The sequence below is a fragment of the Pedobacter sp. MR22-3 genome (assembly GCF_026240075.1).
In the GTDB taxonomy this organism is placed as follows: domain Bacteria; phylum Bacteroidota; class Bacteroidia; order Sphingobacteriales; family Sphingobacteriaceae; genus Pedobacter.
The window spans coordinates 183,964-200,735 of the sequence record NZ_JAPIVF010000007.1; the positions used below are offsets into that span (position 1 = coordinate 183,964).

Sequence of the window (16,772 nt, forward strand, 5' to 3'; positions counted from 1 at the left end):
TTATTTAAGAATTAAGGTTTTTGCCACCAAACGAGTGTATTGATATCATCAACGCCCTGAGCGGCAACGGCATTTCGATAAGAAGTTGGATTGGTAGATTGTGTTACCAGCGGATAATTTAACCTTGCCGGCATTTTTCCACCGTTGGCCAGACCTGTACCCACCTGTAAAAAAGGATGTTTTGTTCTGCGATATTCCAGCCATTGCTGAAAATCAACCATAAACAGGGCATAATATTTCTGAATGTGGATCAACTGCATCTTACTTGGTGCGTTGCGCACCTGATTTTCCAATGGCAGAGCATTGCTCCAGGCAATATCGGCAGCATTAACATAACTGATCACCTCCGGACTGCTCGCACTGGTAAATCTTTCAGGCATCCAGTAATTTACGGCATCAGCTATTCCTTTTAAATAATAGGCTTCACCCGTGCCGCTAATCCAGCCTTTTGCTGCTGCTTCGGCTAAAATAAAATCAACCTCGGCACAATTCATAATGATTCCCGTATAGCGGTCCGTTTGTAAGGTGTATGGAGCATTGGTGGCATCAGAATAAAAATAAGATTGTTTTTTGATTGAATTACCTGCATCATACCCACTGGGTACGCCGACATATCCATCTGGTCCGGGTGCAATTCCAAACCTGCTTACATTATTTTTACCCAGTTGGGGATTAATGCGCGGATCGGCCCAAGCACTCAGGTTGCTCAGGAAAAAATCGGTAATGGCCGGTGTTCTGAAATCGACGGCCCTTACATTGATCATAAATGGAGAAGAATAAACTGCTGTACTGCTATTGGTTCCGTTCCATAGAATTTTTGCCGTATGGCTATTATTTTCCATAACCGGATAATTGGCCTTATTGGTATCTGCAATTTCCTTGATTTTAGCAATTACCCGGGCACTTACATCAGATTTTCCTGAAATGCGAAGCAGTAACCTTAAGTAAAGTGAGTTGCCAAATCTGCGCCATTTATTGATATCGCCCTGATAAACCGGATCTGCATTGGCTGAAATCGTTGTGCCTGTGGCTAACAGTTTATTGGCCTCTTCCAATTTATCTAACAAATCCAGGTAAATGTCTTTTTGTTTATCAAAAGCAGGTTCTATTATGCCTTCTTTACCCTTATTGGCTTCAGAATAAGGCACATCACCATAAACATCTGTCAACAGCTGGAAAACCCAGGCCTGTGTGATTAAAGATATCCCTTTATAGGATGCATTCAGAGATTCAGGACGGTTTGCAATGGTATAAATATCCCTCAGGTTGGTTAATTCCAGATACCAATTGTTCCAGGTGTAATCTGCCCAGTTCCGGCGAACATCATACCTGAAAACTTTTCCTTCAGCATCACTGATATCGACCGTAACCTGCATCAACTCATTGTTGAAATTCCGGTTACGCACCATATTGGTTGATAATACATTAACGAGCGCGGGCGCCAGTAACTGCCCTGCTGTAGTATTGGTACGACCGATCGGATCGGTATTGACCTCATTAAAATCTTTCTTGCAGGAAAGGGCTGATAAACAGAGTGCTGATAATAATATATAACTGGTTATTTTATTTTTTGTCTTCATTATCTATAATTTTATAAACCCACCACTAAACGTACACCATAACTTCTGGTAGAAGGCAACTGACCTGTTTCAAAGCCCTGCACAATGTCGCTACCGGATAATGTGCCGAATTCCGGGTCAAATGCCGGCCATGGCGACCATATAAATAAATTTCTGCCGTAAGCACCAATGGTAAGTCTGGTAAAACCGATTCTTTTTAAGAAAGCCGGACCAAAGGCATAGGTGATATTTGCTTCCCTGAATTTCAGGTAGTCGGTTCTGAATACACTGCCTTCGGCCTGATCTGAACCATAAAGTGAGGTATAGAAACTTTCCAGGTTGGTGGCCACCACATCATTCTTGCGGTAAGTACCATCTGCATTTTGCACTACCCCATCACCCACAACGCCATTATAACGTCCGGGTAAGGTAAGGTCTAATTTCCCCAGGGAAGCCATTCGTGAAAATGTTAAAGAGTGGGCTACTGCGCCTAACTGAGCATCAAACAAACCATTGATACTGAAATGATCATAAGTAAAGGTAGAGCCAAAACTAAACCTGAATTTAGGCATGGTATTTCCCAGGTAAATGAGATCAGAAGTACTGATTTTGGCATTACCTGTAGCAGAATCATAAATAATTTGTCCATCCGGCGATCTCATGTAGCCTCGTCCGTATAAATCACCCATGCTGCCGCCTACATTTGCAACGATTTGTCCGCCGCCTAATGCACCTGTGCGCAGCACTACTGAACTATCAGCCAGTTCTTCAATCCGGTTTCGGTTAGCTGTAAACGTTCCGGTAAGTTCCCATTTAAATTTCCTGGTTTGAACAGGTGTACCATTTACCGCAATTTCAATTCCCTTATTCTGCACGCGGCCGACATTGAAAACGGCCACATTATAACCTGTAGACCGGTCGATAATCCGGTTTAAAATCTGGTTTTTGGTATTGCCCAGATAAGTGGCAAAATCAAAATTAAGTCGGTTTTTAAATAAGCGTAATTCCGTACCCAATTCAATAGTGTTTGTTTTCAGTGGTTTCAAATTCGGATTCGGCAACACATTGGGGTTGGTCATGGCATTATCGGGATATATACCATTTGAAGCCAGACCATAATTATAAGCCGTACGATATGGTGTGGTACCACCACTTCCCACCTGAGAAACCGATACCCTTAATTTAAAGAAGCTGATCACTTTGGGAAGAGATAACAAATCGGACACGATTAATGAGGTACTGGCCGATGGATAGAAAAAACCCACGTTATCTGTTCTGGATGGCGTGGCTAAAGTACTGCTCCAATCCTGACGGCCTGTCAAATCTAAATACAGGTAATTTTTGAAACTGAAAGATAGTGCTGCATAAAAACTGTTTATCCTGTATTTTGCTGTATCGGGTACAGAAACCAGCGGGCTCAAATTGTTATCCAGTTGGTAAATTCCCGGTACCACCAATCCATCTGCACGCAGTTCAGATTTTTTATATTCATTACGCATCTGGCTGCCACCTGCATTGGCATTCAGGTGCAGATTGTTACTGATTTTTTTATCGTACCGCAACAGGAAGTCAAAATTGGTTTCATAGGAGTTAATGTCCTGTACGCGGTAAGATCCCTGGGCAAACTTATTTCCGGCCGCATCCCAGGGGCGTTGCGTTTCGCGGATATCTTTATTGTAATCAATTGAACCCCTTAATAATAAACTCAATTCTTTTGAAATCTTATAAGTAGCCTGAATATTACTCAAAATTCCGTTTCTCCGCTGCTTATTGATGTATTGCTCGGAGATGGCATAAGGACTTTCAGGATTGGTCGTGGTAATATTTACAAATTGTACATTTTCCTTCCCGGGTGCCCAGTAATCCCTGTACCAATCTGTATTCACGTTGGGTTGGGCAAACATAAACCAATACATCAACGACTGGTTTCCATAACCGGTTGCGGGCAGATTATCACTGTGCCTGTTGTTATAAGCGGCTTTAAACGATACACTAAATTTTTTATTGACATCCGTATTGGCCGAATACGAAACTGAAGTGCGATCCAGGCCGGTGTTGGGTACAATCCACTCATTGTTACCATGGCTGGCGGAGAACCTCATCCCTACACCTTTATATGATCCATCCAGGCTCAGGGAATTTAACGACTCAAAACCCGTTTGAAAAAAGGCATCTACCGGGTTTTGATAGGCCATCCATGGTGTGCGGGTGGTGCCCCGGGTCTTGGTAGCCGGGTCATATTGGTAAAAACTGGCGCCTGTGCCAAATGGTGCACCCCAGCTTGAACTGGTTCCATTGGTGCTGGGCCCATCTTCTGTTGCACCGTAAGAAAAGTAAGGTACACCAAACTGACCCTGACCAAACTGATTTTGCGCTGCAGGGCTGTTATTCACCTGCTCCCAGGTACTATTTGACGTAAAGGTAATGTTCAACTTCTTATTGGCCCTGCCTGATTTGGTGGTGATAATGATGGCACCATTTGCACCACGCTGCCCGTATAATGCCGAAGCGCCCGGACCTTTCAAAACGGTAACGCTTTCAATATCATCAGGATTAAGGTCATTGAGTGCCGAACCAAAATCGGCCGGCATCACATCACCTGATGTTCCATAAACACCTCCGGATGAACCTGCTGTACGTCTGGCAGAACTGCTGGCTACTACCCCATCAATTACAATTAACGCTTCATTGTCTCCGGTAAGGTTATTTTCACCACGTAAAATAATTTTATTAGAAGCTGCCGGACCACTGTTACGCACCAAATTTAAACCAGCTACTTTTCCAGAGAGTGATTCTGTCCAGTTGCTGGAAACGGCATTTGTCAAGGAAGTACTATCCACCTGCGTAACCGAGTAACCCAATGCCTTTTCATCACGTTTGATCCCTAAGGCTGTAACCACCACTTCATTCAGGTTACTGGCTGACGAAGCTAAACGGATGACTACATTATTTTCGTTGTTGTTAAAAACGCGGCTGACAGCGGTGTAACCGACCATGTTATAGACTACCTTGGTGCCTTTAGCAACATTAATAACGTAGTTTCCTTTTTCATTGGTCACCCCTAAAACCTTTCTGTTATCATCCGTTATGGTAGTACCTATTAGAATCTGTCCGTCATCATCATCCAGAACCGTTCCTTTTACAATGATGTTGGCAGGGTTAATTTGAGCAGACGCATGGCTAAAGCAGATCAGTTGTAAAACCATGATAGCAGCAAACAGTCTACATCCTGAATGAAAGCGGTTCCTCTTTTTTTCGAATTTGAGACCATTATTCGGATTACATTCCTTAAAATTTGCAAGACATTGCGGCAGGTAAAATTTTCGAGTAAATTTTTTAATCATATTCGTTATATTCGGTTAGTAAGTATCATCTAATTCGATTTACCCCTTCCCAATTCAGGAGCAAAGTAAGCCTGTTCACGTTAAAAATATGTTAACTGCAGATTAAGGTATACCAATAGGTCTTGATTAATTTCGAATAGTTTTATTTTGATTACATTATATTTCGAAATATTATCTTTAACGTAAAACGAAAGTAATAACGAATAACAGTAATTACAAACATTGACTGTCAATAACTACCGAAATCGAATGGAATTTTGCATTAAAAAATATCGATCAGTAGAAAAAAGAAAGGTGGTAATCAGAAGAGAAACTAAAAATATCGATGCACAGGCATCTTTAAGGAACAATTGTAGGATTAAATTGTAGACTATTGGAAATTTACAGGCATGATCTACCTGTTCAAATTAATTCAATAATATTAAGTAACATTTTAATGATATAAAATATCGAAACATAAAGAAACCCAATTTAGTTAACCATTATAACTTAATATATACTTATTGTAAAGTTTTCTTAAAGAATAAGTTCTCTCTAAAACAACCAGCAGGATAATTGGTAAAACGACCCAGGTAAAAATCTGGAGCACATAAAAAATATAGGCAACTAATCCTATTAACCTGAAAGCCTCCAGGTAACAGATCCATCTTCTCTGTTCCAGTAAAGCGCCAATATTGATTAAAGTGATTAAAACGAAGACCAGGATAGCCCATTTGTCTAGAGCACTTAAATAAGGGAAAAACATCGTGGCAAGCGTTAGAGTGGCAACCACCGCAACCAACTGCATATTGAGGTATTTTTTAAATTTAAAAGTAGATCGTTTCTTTTGTTTATCCTGGAAATAGCGGGCTTCCAGAACCGGCCTGATATTTTGATCCATCAATGCCGGACTTCCGAATAAGGCATTCCATTTTGCTTTAAAGCCATGTGCCAGCCGATAAGCTGCTGCTATTTCGAGGTAATAATGAAAATGCTGCCACAGAAAACTATAGCTTTTAATGGGGTGCGTTAATCCGTATTGAGGTGGTTCTTCTTCCTGCTGAAAAGTACCAAAAAGCTTATCCCAGAAAACAAAAACATCACCATAATTTTTATCCAGATATTTTTCATCAGAAGCATGGTGAACACCATGGAGCGAGGGCGTGATCAACACCTTTTCCAGCCAGCTGATTTTTCCGATGAGTTGTGTATGGGTGAAAAAGGAATAAGCACCATGTGCAAGCAGAATGGTAATGATCATCGACGGCTGAAAGCCAGTCAGTGGCAGGGCGCACCAGAAAACATTCCTGAAAATGGCCTGAATGGTGGTAATCCGGGCGGCAGCCGTAAAATTAAATTCCTCACTTTGATGATGTACAATATGTGCAGCCCAGAGAAAGTTAATTTCATGCCCTAAACGGTGATACCAGTACCAGACAAAATCTGTAGCCAGTAATAAAAGCAGCCATACGTACCATTTATTAGGAATCTGAAATAAAGCATAATGCTGATAAACCCATTCATATACCTGGTAAAAGCTGGCTGCAATAAATAAATTCAATAACCGCTCGGCGATACCTACACTGAAATTAGCAACGGAACTTTCATACTTAAATACCTCTTTCCGCTTTCTTTGCTGCGCAACTTTATACTCAATGAACACAAAAACAAAAAAAGCAGGAATGGCAAATGCGAGGTAGTTTACAGTCATGATGATTACATTTCTTGAATATCAATACCGCAAACATATAAATAATCTACTAATTATATAGATTATATAGTTTACTATTTTAAATTAGTTGCCATTCTATTCGTTTAATATTTATTGTTTCTATTAATTTGCAGAAATCAGTTTATATAAAAACATTCATATGGCAGCAGAAAAAAAAGTCGGACAAACCAATATCCTATCCATTGACATCGGCGGAACAAGTATCAAAACAGTTTTACTGGACGAAGATGGAAATATGCTGTCAGAATATATGAAAAGTAAAACGCCTGCAGGTGCAACACCAAAAGATATTGTTTCCGGTATACAGGATCTGATTAAACCCATTCCTAAAACTTATAACCGCGTTTCTATCGGATTTCCGGGATATGTAAAGAACGGGATGGTGAAGACCGCACCAAACCTGGCTAAAAATAAATGGGCAGATGTAGACCTGGCCCAACGCGTAGCTGATGCTTTAAATCAGCCGGTAAGATTGGTAAATGATGCTGATCAGCAGGGATTGGGCGTAGTAGAAGGCAAGGGTTTTGAAATTGTGTTTACTGTAGGTACCGGATTTGGAACCGCATTGCTGTTTGACGGCGAACTGCTACCGCACCTGGAACTGGCGCACTTCCCGATCAACAAAGATGAAGACTACGACGATTACATCGGCAATAAGGCTTTTGAAGACATTGGTTCAGAACGATGGAACAAACGTTTAAAGAAAATCATCGAAATCTATAAAACTGTTTTTAATTACGATGCGCTTTATATTGGTGGCGGAAATTCAAAACAGATTGATTTTAAACTGGACAGCAACATTACATTGGTAACAAACAGAGATGGTATTAAAGGTGGTGCAAAACTTTGGAAACTAGCTGATAAGTACAATATTTTTACTGTTCATCCAAAAGTGTAAAACTTACACTATGTACTGTTGTTAATTATTACAATCTTTTAACATCAAAATCAACTATATTCATTTGTAAGTTCTAATTTTGAATACTATAAAAAATTAAAAATGTCAGATAACGAGTCAAAAAAATACAAATTGGGGATGATCGGTTTAGGAACCATGGGCCGCAACCTTTTATTAAACATGGCAGATAAGGGTTTCGCCGTAACCGGTTATGATAAGGATCAGAAAATGATTTCCAAGCTGGAAGAAGAAGGGCAGAAACACGAGCTAAAGGGTTTCAATGATATTGAAGCCTTTATTAACAGCTTGCAATCGCCAAGAACACTGATTCTGCTGGTACCCGCCGGCCCCATAGTAGATAGCGTTATTACAGAATTAAAACCCTTGCTCAGTAAAGGTGACATCATCATTGATAGCGGTAACTCACATTTTACCGATACCAACCGCAGGGTTTCTGAATTGGAAAAAGATGGTTTGCATTTCTTCGGAATGGGAATCTCCGGTGGAGAAGAAGGTGCCCGTTTCGGTCCGAGCATGATGCCGGGTGGCGATAAAAAAGCCTACGATGTGGTGAAGGAAGTTTTCGATGCAGTTGCGGCTAAAGTTGGCGCTGATCCATGTGTTACCTATATAGGTCCCGGAGCATCAGGTCACTTTGTCAAAATGGTGCACAACGGCATTGAATATGCCATTATGGAACTCATTGCAGAAGTATATGGCGTCTTGAAAAATGGCCTCAATTACTCTAATGAAGAAATTTACAAGGTCTTTAAAAAATGGAATGAAGGCAGGCTGCAGTCTTTCCTGCTGGAAATTACAGCTGAAATCTTCTTGTTTAAAGATACCGATACCCAAAACGACCTGCTGGATCAGATTAAGGATGAAGCCCGTTCTAAAGGTACAGGAAAATGGACTTCAGAAGTTTCAATGGAATTACAATTACCTATCCCGACCATTAATGAGGCCGTTTCTAACCGCGATTTATCTAAATTTAAAAAATTAAGGGTATCACTGGAAGAGGCTTTTGGCAAAAAAGAAAGCCAGATTAATCTTACCGTTGATGAATTGGAAGATGCTTTTTATTTCTCTATGATCAGCGCTTATGCACAAGGCATGCATTTATTGGTTCAGGCCTCTACAGAATATGAGTATGATTTACAGTTACAGGAAATCGCTAAAATCTGGCGTGGTGGATGTATCATCAGGGCTAAGTTTCTGGAAGATATTTATCAGGCCTATGATAAAGATAACGCACTTGAACATTTATTCGGCGATGGCGGAATCCAGAACATCATTAAAGATACACTGACAGGAACCCGTAAAACCATTTCAGCATGCATCAACGCAGGTATTGGTATCCCGGCATTTGCCTCAACACTGACTTATTTTGATACCATTACAACGGCAAGGATGCCTTCTAACCTTATACAGGCACAACGGGACTTTTTTGGCGCACATACTTTCGAGCGTATTGATCAGGAAGGTGTTTTCCATGCCGACTGGAATAAATTATCATAAATTTTAATTACAAGAAGTCAAACATAAAATGAAGACTAAAGCCGCATTAAGCCCAACGATATTTGTCATATTTGGTGGTACAGGTGATTTAAATAAAAGAAAATTAGCTCCTGCCTTATATAATTTATTTATAGAAGGTTACATGCCTGAAAAGTTTGCCATTATTGGTACCGGCAGAACTGAATTTACAGATGATAGCTATAAAGCTGCTCTGGAAGATGCAGTAAATGAATTTTCTCGCTCCGGAAAGGTAAAAAAAGACAAATGGGATAACTTTGGAAATACCATCCACTACTGCCCTACTGATTTTGCTCAACCAAAGACTTTTGAAAACTTAAAGGATGCCGTTGAAAAATACCAAAAGGAATACGGACCAGATACACAGATTATTTTCTACCTGGCTGTAGCACCTAATTTCTTTCCGGTTATTGCAGAATATCTGCACAAATATAAGCTGACGGAAGATGAAGACAATAGCCGGATTGTGATCGAAAAACCATTTGGTCATGATTTAGAATCTGCAAAAGAGTTAAATGCGCTATTAAGAACTATTTTTACCGAAAAACAGATCTATCGCATCGATCACTACCTTGGGAAAGAAACTGTTCAGAATATGATGGCTTTCCGTTTTGCCAATTCTTTATTTGAACCGCTTTGGAACAGGACATACATTGACCATGTACAGATTTCTGTAACCGAACAATTAGGTGTTCAGGATCGTGGTGGTTATTATGAAGGTTCGGGAGCGCTGCGTGATATGATTCAGAATCATTTATTACAATTGCTTTGTTTAATTGGAATGGAAGCACCGATCAACTTTGATGCGGATGAAATCAGAAACCGTAAGGTAGAAGTTTTAAAAGCCATGCGTCCGTTCTCTGCTGAAGATATCCGTTTTCATACCGTTCGGGGCCAATACAGCAAAGGCTGGGTAGAAGGAAAAGAGGTACCTGGTTACCGCCAGGAAAAAGGTGTAGATCCACATTCTAATACAGAAACTTTCGCCGCAGTAAAATTCCACATTGACAACTGGAGATGGCAGGGCATTCCGTTCTATTTAAGAACCGGAAAACGCTTAAATCAAACCTCTTCATTGATTACCATTCAATTCAGGGATGTACCCCATCAGATCTTTTCTTCGGGTGTAACCGAAAACTGGCAGCAAAACCGCCTGGTGATCAGCATTCAGCCAGAGATGAGCATCAGGTTACAGGTTCAGGCAAAAAGGCCTGGTTTGGATATGGTTTTAAATCCGGTTGATATGGTGTTTGACTATAAAGGCACTTATGATGGCGACACCCCCGAGGCTTACGAAACCTTGCTTTTGGATGCCATGATGGGTGACCAAACCCTATTTATGCGTGGCGATCAGGTAGAAGCGGCATGGGAATTGGTGATGCCGATTTTAAATACCTGGGAAAGTAAAAAATCAATTAATTTCCCTAATTATCCGGCAGACAGCTGGGGACCTGAAGAAGCCGAGGCCTTAATTGCCCGCGATGGTTTCCACTGGTTTAACCTGCCCTTAAAGAATAAAGAATAATATTTTTATCTCGTCCTTGCCAGGTATGATGCCTTTGTACATTGAATAGCATCATACCTCGCAAGGACGTCTATTTTAAAATAATGAACCTACTGATATACAAAACCCTCGAAGAATTAAATCAGGATTTAGCAGATTACGTGATCAAAATCGCCGAAATGTCAATTGAAGAAAACGATCGCTTTAATTTTGTTTTAACCGGTGGAAGTTCGCCGAAGGCACTTTACCACCTTCTGGCTACGGAATGTGAACATCGAATTGACTGGGAGAAGGTTTATTTCTTTTTTGGTGATGAGCGAAATGTTCCTTCAACAGATGAAAATTACAACGGCCTGATGGCAAAGAAGACTTTGCTTGATCCACTTGGAATTAAGGAAGACCATATTTTTTATGTAAATACCACACTGGCACCTGAAAAGGCAGCCATTGAATATAAAAAATCAATTGACAAGCACTTTAACGGAGAAGATCCGGCATTCGACCTTATCCTTTTAGGAATGGGTGATGATGCGCATACGGCATCCATTTTCCCTCATACCACTTTAGTAAAAGATCAGGAAGTTGATGTGGCCGCCGTGTTTGTTGAAAAATTAAATACCTACCGCATCAGTTTCACTGCTCCTTTAATTAATAAGGCAGATAATGTGGCTTTCTTGGTTTTTGGAGAAAATAAGGCAGAAGCTTTAAAACATGTGATTAATGATGAGGAGAAAAATTTCGATCTGTATCCTTCACAGTTAATTGATCCGATTGATGGGAAACTGACCTGGTTTACCGACGAAGCTGCAACCAGATTACTGGAAGAGTAATAACCATTTAATACTATTAACCCATAAGGTTTTGAAGACCTTATGGGTTGGTTAATTTATACTGGGCGTAAGTTGAACTTAAAGCGCCGGCTTTAAATTCTCTTCAATTAATAACTTAATAATTCCATCGGCCATTCCCACCTTTGGAACATAGAGTTGCTTGATACCTGTCCATTTCATCAGCGTTAAATAAATCTCACTCGCCGGGATAATCACATCAGCACGGTCAGGATTAAGGTGCAGGGTATTAATTCTTTCCTTTAAGGAATAACTGGTGAGTTTATTATAAAGCGCATTCAGCTTTTGCAGTGAAAGTGGTGCATGGTCTTTCTCCTCGCTCATCCTGAAAAGCTTATTGATATTGCCGCCGGTGCCAATTCCGGCAAGATGCTTATGGCCCTTGGTATGTTCTTTCACCCATTCCTTCATTTCTTCCCAGGTTTCTTCCTTATCCTGATTATCCAGCATTCGGATGGTACCAATATCAAAAGATCTGGAGATCTGCGGTGTTCCCTTCACAAAAACAGAAAGTTCTGTACTACCCCCGCCCACATCAATATACAGATACGTTTTGCTGTCATCAAGATCTGCCTCAATGTGGTTGGCGTAAATAATATTGGCCTCCCGCTGCCCTTCTATAATCTCCAGGTTAATTTCAGTTTTTTCCTTGATCCATTTAACAATTTCTGCACCGTTTTTGGCCTCGCGCATAGCTGAAGTAGCGCATGCCAGGTATTCAGATACGTGATAAACATCCATCAGGTTTTTGAAAGCTGCCATGGTTTTGATTAGGTCTCCGGTTTTTTTTTCTGAAATCTGTTTATCCAGAAAGGCGTCATCACCTAAACGAAGTGGCACACGGATTAAAGTGTTTTTTTTGTATTTGAATTCGCCATCGTGTTTGCTGATATCAGCAATGAGTAGCCTTACCGCGTTAGAACCGATATCTATAGCTGCGTATCTTAACATTATGATTGGTGCTTGGTTTTTAAGTAGTTATAAGTATCAACTTGCGCCCTGATTTTTTTACTTAATCTGTTTTTATGATACTTGTTATTGTTTAATGCATTAATCTGACGTGCCTTGGTATTGTCCTGTAGTTGCAAATCAATAATATCCTGAATTTCTTGTTTCACATCAGGATCCAAAACCGGAAAGCCAACTTCTACCCGATGCTCGAAATTCCTGCTCATCAGGTCGGCAGATGATAAATACATATCATTTTTACCGTTGTTACTGAAAATATATACGCGGGCATGTTCCAGAAATTTATCAATGATGCTAATGGCCGTAATGTTTTCGCTAAAGCCTTTCACCCCTGGTACCAGACAGCAAATTCCGCGGATAATCAGTTGTATTTTTACGCCTGCATTGCTGGCATCGTAAAGTTTGGAAATAATGCCCTCATCAGCCAGGCTGTTCACCTTGAGCATGATGTATGCAATTTTTCCGGCCTTTGCATTTCTGATCTCCCGGTTAATAAAATTCACCAGTTTAGATCTGCTTTCCATTGGAGATACAATTAAATGTTTATACCCCTTTATTACCGTGCGTTTGCTTAAAGCGTCAAACAACTTAACCAGATCATTGGTAATTTCTTTACGCGCAGTGAAAATACTGTGGTCGCAATACAATCCGGCTGTTTTTTCATTGAAATTACCCGTTGCCAGATTGGCGTAATAAACCGGTTTTTCTTTTTCAATCCTTTTCACCAGACAGATTTTAGAATGCACTTTATAATCTGTTAAGCCATAGTTCACCTTAACGCCCTCTTCCATTAAACGGGTTGTCCAGAAAATATTGGCCTGTTCATCAAAACGGGCTTTTAATTCCAGTAATACCGATACGGCCTTTCCGTTTTTTGCGGCATTGATCAGCGCATTAATTACTTTTGAATTTTCAGCCAGGCGGTATAAAGTAATCTGAATTTCGGTAACCTTGGGATCTATAGCCGCTTCACGGAGGAAAAGAATAATGTAGTCATAAGACTGGTATGGAAGATTAACCAGGTAATCGCGTTGCGCAACTTTATTGAACATACTCTGTGTGCGATGCAATTCATGCACCTTAAGCGGGACATTAGGCGCATATTCCAGTTCCTTTTTTCCCACATTGGGGAAAGCAATAAAATCCCCGAACTTATGGTACCTGTTGCCGGGAATCAAACTTTCGGCTTCCAGCTTCAGCTTATTCACCAGAACCGTCAGCATATTGAGTGGCATGGCCGAATCATAGAGCAAGCGCATAGGTTTACCCTTTTTCCTTTTTTCCAGGCTACTTTTTAAATCTTCAATAAATTTATCGTTAATGTTTTTGTCGATATCCAATTCGGCATCCCTGGTGAGCTGAATGGAATAAGCCTCCAGGTTATCATACGTAAATACATAAAAAATATCATCCAGGCAGTACCTGATGATGTCCTCAGCCAGAATAATAAATTTCAGATCGTTGGTTTCAGGCAGTACCAGAAACCGGGGTAAATTAGGCGGAATCTCAATTAGGGCATACTTCTCTCTGATCTTGGTATCTTTTTTGGAAAGCTTGACAAAGAAATACAGATACCGGTCTTTCAGTTCCGGGAAAGGTTTGTCCATATCCAGCATAATGGGAACCACGTTCGACAGGATTTTATCACGAAAGTGATTCTTTACAAATTCACCCCGGCTTACGTTTAGCTGGGTATCGTTTAAGATAAAGATTCTGTTTTGTGCGAGCTCATTGATCAAAGTTGCCTGAAAAAGCTGATCGAATTTCCGCTCCTGTTTCACCACAATATTTTTGATTTCATTCAGGATTTTACGCGGATTAAAACCCAGAAGTGCTTTAGCTTTATCATTCAGATTGGTTAAGCGGGTCATTGTAGCTACCCTTACCCGGTAAAATTCTTCCAGATTGGATGAAAAGATGGATAAAAACTTTATTCTTTCGATAAGCGGCACAGTTTCATCGGCAGCTTCCTGTAATACGCGGTCATTAAAGTAAAGCCAGCTAATTTCACGATTTAAAAATGGTATCTTCTTCTTGCTCATTTAAAAAAATAAAAATCCCTGCCGAAACAGGGATGTTCAAAACTGCATATTAATTTGTTAAGTCCATGTTAATTCACACACAGGTTAACGTTAATTCATTATTTTTTTACCGGAGCCTTTACCACTTTTTTAACTACAGGTTCAACCTTCTCTTTTGCCTCACTTACTACATCTTTAGCCGTAACGGTTGCTTTTCTTGTTGATTTTTTAACGGTGCCTGCTGCCTGCTCTGTAGCTTCAGCAACCGCTTCTTTAGCCGATTCAATTTTTGGCTGAACAACTTTCGCTATATTCTTTACCGTAGGTTTCACTGCTTTAACTGGTTTAGCAATGGCCTTTTCTGCTTTTTCCTCAGTAGCGATGGCTGCAACCTTAACACTTTGTACCACTGGTTTGGCTTTGGCGACAGCTTTTTTAACCACTTTCGCTACACTTTTTTCTGCTTTATTTGCTGCCTTTGTTACCGGTGTCTTAATTTCGGCTGCTGTTTCTTTAGATGAATGAAGGATGCCATCAATTTTATGCCCAACATCGGCTTTAATTACCGTGAATTTTTTGGTTAATTTTTTTGCCACACGTTTGCTTGCTTTGGCCACTTCGGTACTAATCTCTGATGCATCATGGCCGAGGCTCATAATCACCTCTAAAAATTGAGCGGTTAACGATTGTTCTAATTGTTTCTTTGCATCTTTTTTAGTTACTTTTTGAGACTTTGCTTTAGTGGTTTTCATATTATTTTTCGTTTTTTTGTGAAACCGATTTATTTCTTTTTAAATCTACTAATTTTTTACTTTAAAGCTAAAACCATGCCTTCTTTTGATATTGTAAGTAAAGTTGATGCGCAGACTCTTGACAACGCCATTAACAATGCTAAAAAAGAAATATTGAACCGTTTTGATTTCAACGGTTCAAAAAGTACTGTCGATCTGGATAAAAAAACGAATATTGTAACCATTGTGACCGAAGATGATATGCGTCTAAAAGCGATAGAAGGTTCAATTATTTCCAGGATGATGAAGCAGAATCTTGACCCTAAAAGTATGGATTTTGGTAAGGAAACCATCGCTTCCGGCAATATGATCCGAAAAGAAATTACCATTAAGGAAGGCTTAGATAAGGAAGCCGCCAAAAAGGTAGTGGCGAAGATTAAAGCTAGTGGCTTAAAGGTACAGCCATCCATCATGGATGATCAGGTTAGGGTTACAGCAAAAAAGATAGATGACCTCCAGGCCGTAATTAGTTTATGCAGGTCTGAAGATTTCGATCAGCCTTTACAGTTTATCAATATGAGGAACTAATTTTAAACTGAGTACGTTTTCCGCTAATATCTGCGGGATAAATTGTGCTGATTAACGATCGTCATCGCGAAGCTGAAGCAATCTTACCCGAAGAGACCGTAAAAAAGATTGCTTCGTTAGCTGAAAAGCCTTCCTCAGGAATGACGACGATTAAAGGTATCTTCGTACAGTATGGCTCTAGCCGACTGATTCTTTATTAAAATCTTTTTTGAAAGAGATTGCTTCACGCCATTGCCAGGCCAACTGCTCTAGTCCGGAAGAGGATCTATCGAGTGTGATCATTTTTGTAAGAACGTTCCGCTACCGATCCTGTACCAGCATAGCAAACCTTTTCCTGCAACGCTTGTTAAGTTAAATATCAAAAACAAATAGATTAACATGAAAAAGATATTTATTTTATCAACGATAGTTGCAGCGTCCATGAGTTTTCAGGCTTGCCAAACCGCAGACAAGAAATCTTCTACCACAAAAGACAGCGTTAGCGGTGATACCACTATGGTTAATGGGAATCATGTTGCCGGATCGGAAGTGGTAGAATCCGGTATTGATGAGGCTGGTGCGAATTTCTTGAGAAAAGCCGCAGTGGGTGGTATTATGGAAGTGGAGGCCGCCAAAATTGCACAAAAAAATGCTTCAAGCCAGGAGGTAAAGGATTTCGCTGCAAAAATGCTGGAAGACCACACTAAAGCCAATAAAGAACTAAAAGAATTTGCGGTTAAGAAAAAAGTAATCACACCTGATGCCTTACCTGCAGATGATCAGATTCATCTTGATGAGATGAAAAAAATTAAAGGTGCAGCATTTGATAAACATTATATGGGCATGATGGTTACCGATCATGAGAAAACCATTGCCTTATTTAAAGAAGGTATTTCCAATAAAGATTCTGGCCTGAAAACCTGGGCAACTAAAACACTGGCCACTATTGAACAACATGATGAGATGGCTAAAAAGATTGCCTTAGGTTTAAAATAACATTTGCCAAATGGCATGTATCAGAAAAATCCCAATTTACATGGGATTTTTTTTTATTTATAAAGTTTGCAAAAAATCATTTTTAGCA

12 protein-coding genes are annotated in these 16,772 nt (G+C 40.0%); 6 read left to right on the plus strand and 6 right to left on the minus strand.

All coding sequences use genetic code 11. From position 1 onward, the window contains the following. Nucleotides 1–11: 11 nt before the first annotated feature. The 3 genes from OQ267_RS18750 to OQ267_RS18760 all read right to left on the minus strand — a co-directional run bounded on the left by OQ267_RS18750 (nt 12) and on the right by OQ267_RS18760 (nt 6,593). Nucleotides 12–1,580 carry a SusD/RagB family nutrient-binding outer membrane lipoprotein gene (locus tag OQ267_RS18750; protein WP_088301629.1) on the minus strand — a complete coding sequence of 523 codons (1,569 nt, stop codon included), beginning with the start codon at nt 1,578–1,580 and terminating at the stop codon, nt 12–14. 11 nt (nt 1,581–1,591) lie between these two features. Continuing rightward, nucleotides 1,592–4,765, minus strand: a complete 3,174-nt coding sequence (locus OQ267_RS18755; protein ID WP_265837457.1) for a SusC/RagA family TonB-linked outer membrane protein — start codon at nt 4,763–4,765, stop codon at nt 1,592–1,594. A gap of 613 nt (nt 4,766–5,378) precedes the next feature. Next, complete coding sequence (locus tag OQ267_RS18760; RefSeq protein WP_265837458.1) at nt 5,379–6,593, minus strand: sterol desaturase family protein; 1,215 nt, start codon at nt 6,591–6,593, stop codon at nt 5,379–5,381. A gap of 160 nt (nt 6,594–6,753) precedes the next feature. Here OQ267_RS18760 and OQ267_RS18765 point away from each other — a divergent pair, with 160 nt between their 5' ends. The 4 genes from OQ267_RS18765 (at nt 6,754) to pgl (ending at nt 11,382) form a co-directional block, all read left to right on the plus strand. Further along, nucleotides 6,754–7,512: an ROK family protein gene (locus OQ267_RS18765; protein WP_088301627.1), complete on the plus strand. Its 759-nt coding sequence runs from the start codon at nt 6,754–6,756 to the stop codon at nt 7,510–7,512. Between the two features lie 102 nt (nt 7,513–7,614). After that, nucleotides 7,615–9,030, plus strand: coding sequence for an NADP-dependent phosphogluconate dehydrogenase (gene gndA / locus OQ267_RS18770; RefSeq protein WP_088301626.1), 1,416 nt, complete (start codon nt 7,615–7,617; stop codon nt 9,028–9,030). Between the two features lie 28 nt (nt 9,031–9,058). Continuing rightward, nucleotides 9,059–10,573 carry a glucose-6-phosphate dehydrogenase gene (gene zwf, locus OQ267_RS18775; RefSeq protein ID WP_088301625.1) on the plus strand — a complete coding sequence of 505 codons (1,515 nt, stop codon included), beginning with the start codon at nt 9,059–9,061 and terminating at the stop codon, nt 10,571–10,573. An 83-nt stretch (nt 10,574–10,656) separates the two neighbouring features. After that, nucleotides 10,657–11,382, plus strand: coding sequence for a 6-phosphogluconolactonase (gene pgl / locus OQ267_RS18780; protein WP_088301624.1), 726 nt, complete (start codon nt 10,657–10,659; stop codon nt 11,380–11,382). Between the two features lie 78 nt (nt 11,383–11,460). Here the strand turns inward: pgl and OQ267_RS18785 are convergent, their stop codons facing one another. From OQ267_RS18785 to OQ267_RS18795, 3 genes are all read right to left on the minus strand, one after another. Beyond that, the gene (locus tag OQ267_RS18785; RefSeq protein ID WP_088301623.1) at nt 11,461–12,351 is read right to left on the minus strand and encodes an exopolyphosphatase; all 891 of its coding nucleotides are present in this window, start codon (nt 12,349–12,351) and stop codon (nt 11,461–11,463) included. Then, nucleotides 12,351–14,411, minus strand: coding sequence for a polyphosphate kinase 1 (ppk1, locus tag OQ267_RS18790; RefSeq protein ID WP_265818008.1), 2,061 nt, complete (start codon nt 14,409–14,411; stop codon nt 12,351–12,353). Before ppk1 ends, OQ267_RS18785 begins: the two co-directional genes overlap by 1 nt. 98 nt (nt 14,412–14,509) lie before the next feature. Continuing rightward, nucleotides 14,510–15,142, minus strand: a complete 633-nt coding sequence (locus OQ267_RS18795) for a hypothetical protein (RefSeq protein WP_265818007.1) — start codon at nt 15,140–15,142, stop codon at nt 14,510–14,512. A 75-nt stretch (nt 15,143–15,217) separates the two neighbouring features. Between OQ267_RS18795 and OQ267_RS18800 the strand changes: the two genes are divergently transcribed. Further along, nucleotides 15,218–15,709, plus strand: a complete 492-nt coding sequence (locus tag OQ267_RS18800) for a YajQ family cyclic di-GMP-binding protein (RefSeq protein ID WP_088301825.1) — start codon at nt 15,218–15,220, stop codon at nt 15,707–15,709. A gap of 378 nt (nt 15,710–16,087) precedes the next feature. Beyond that, on the plus strand, nt 16,088–16,684 hold the full coding sequence (locus OQ267_RS18805; protein ID WP_265837460.1) for a DUF4142 domain-containing protein: 597 nt from the start codon (nt 16,088–16,090) through the stop codon (nt 16,682–16,684). The last annotated feature ends 88 nt before the right edge of the window (nt 16,685–16,772 follow it).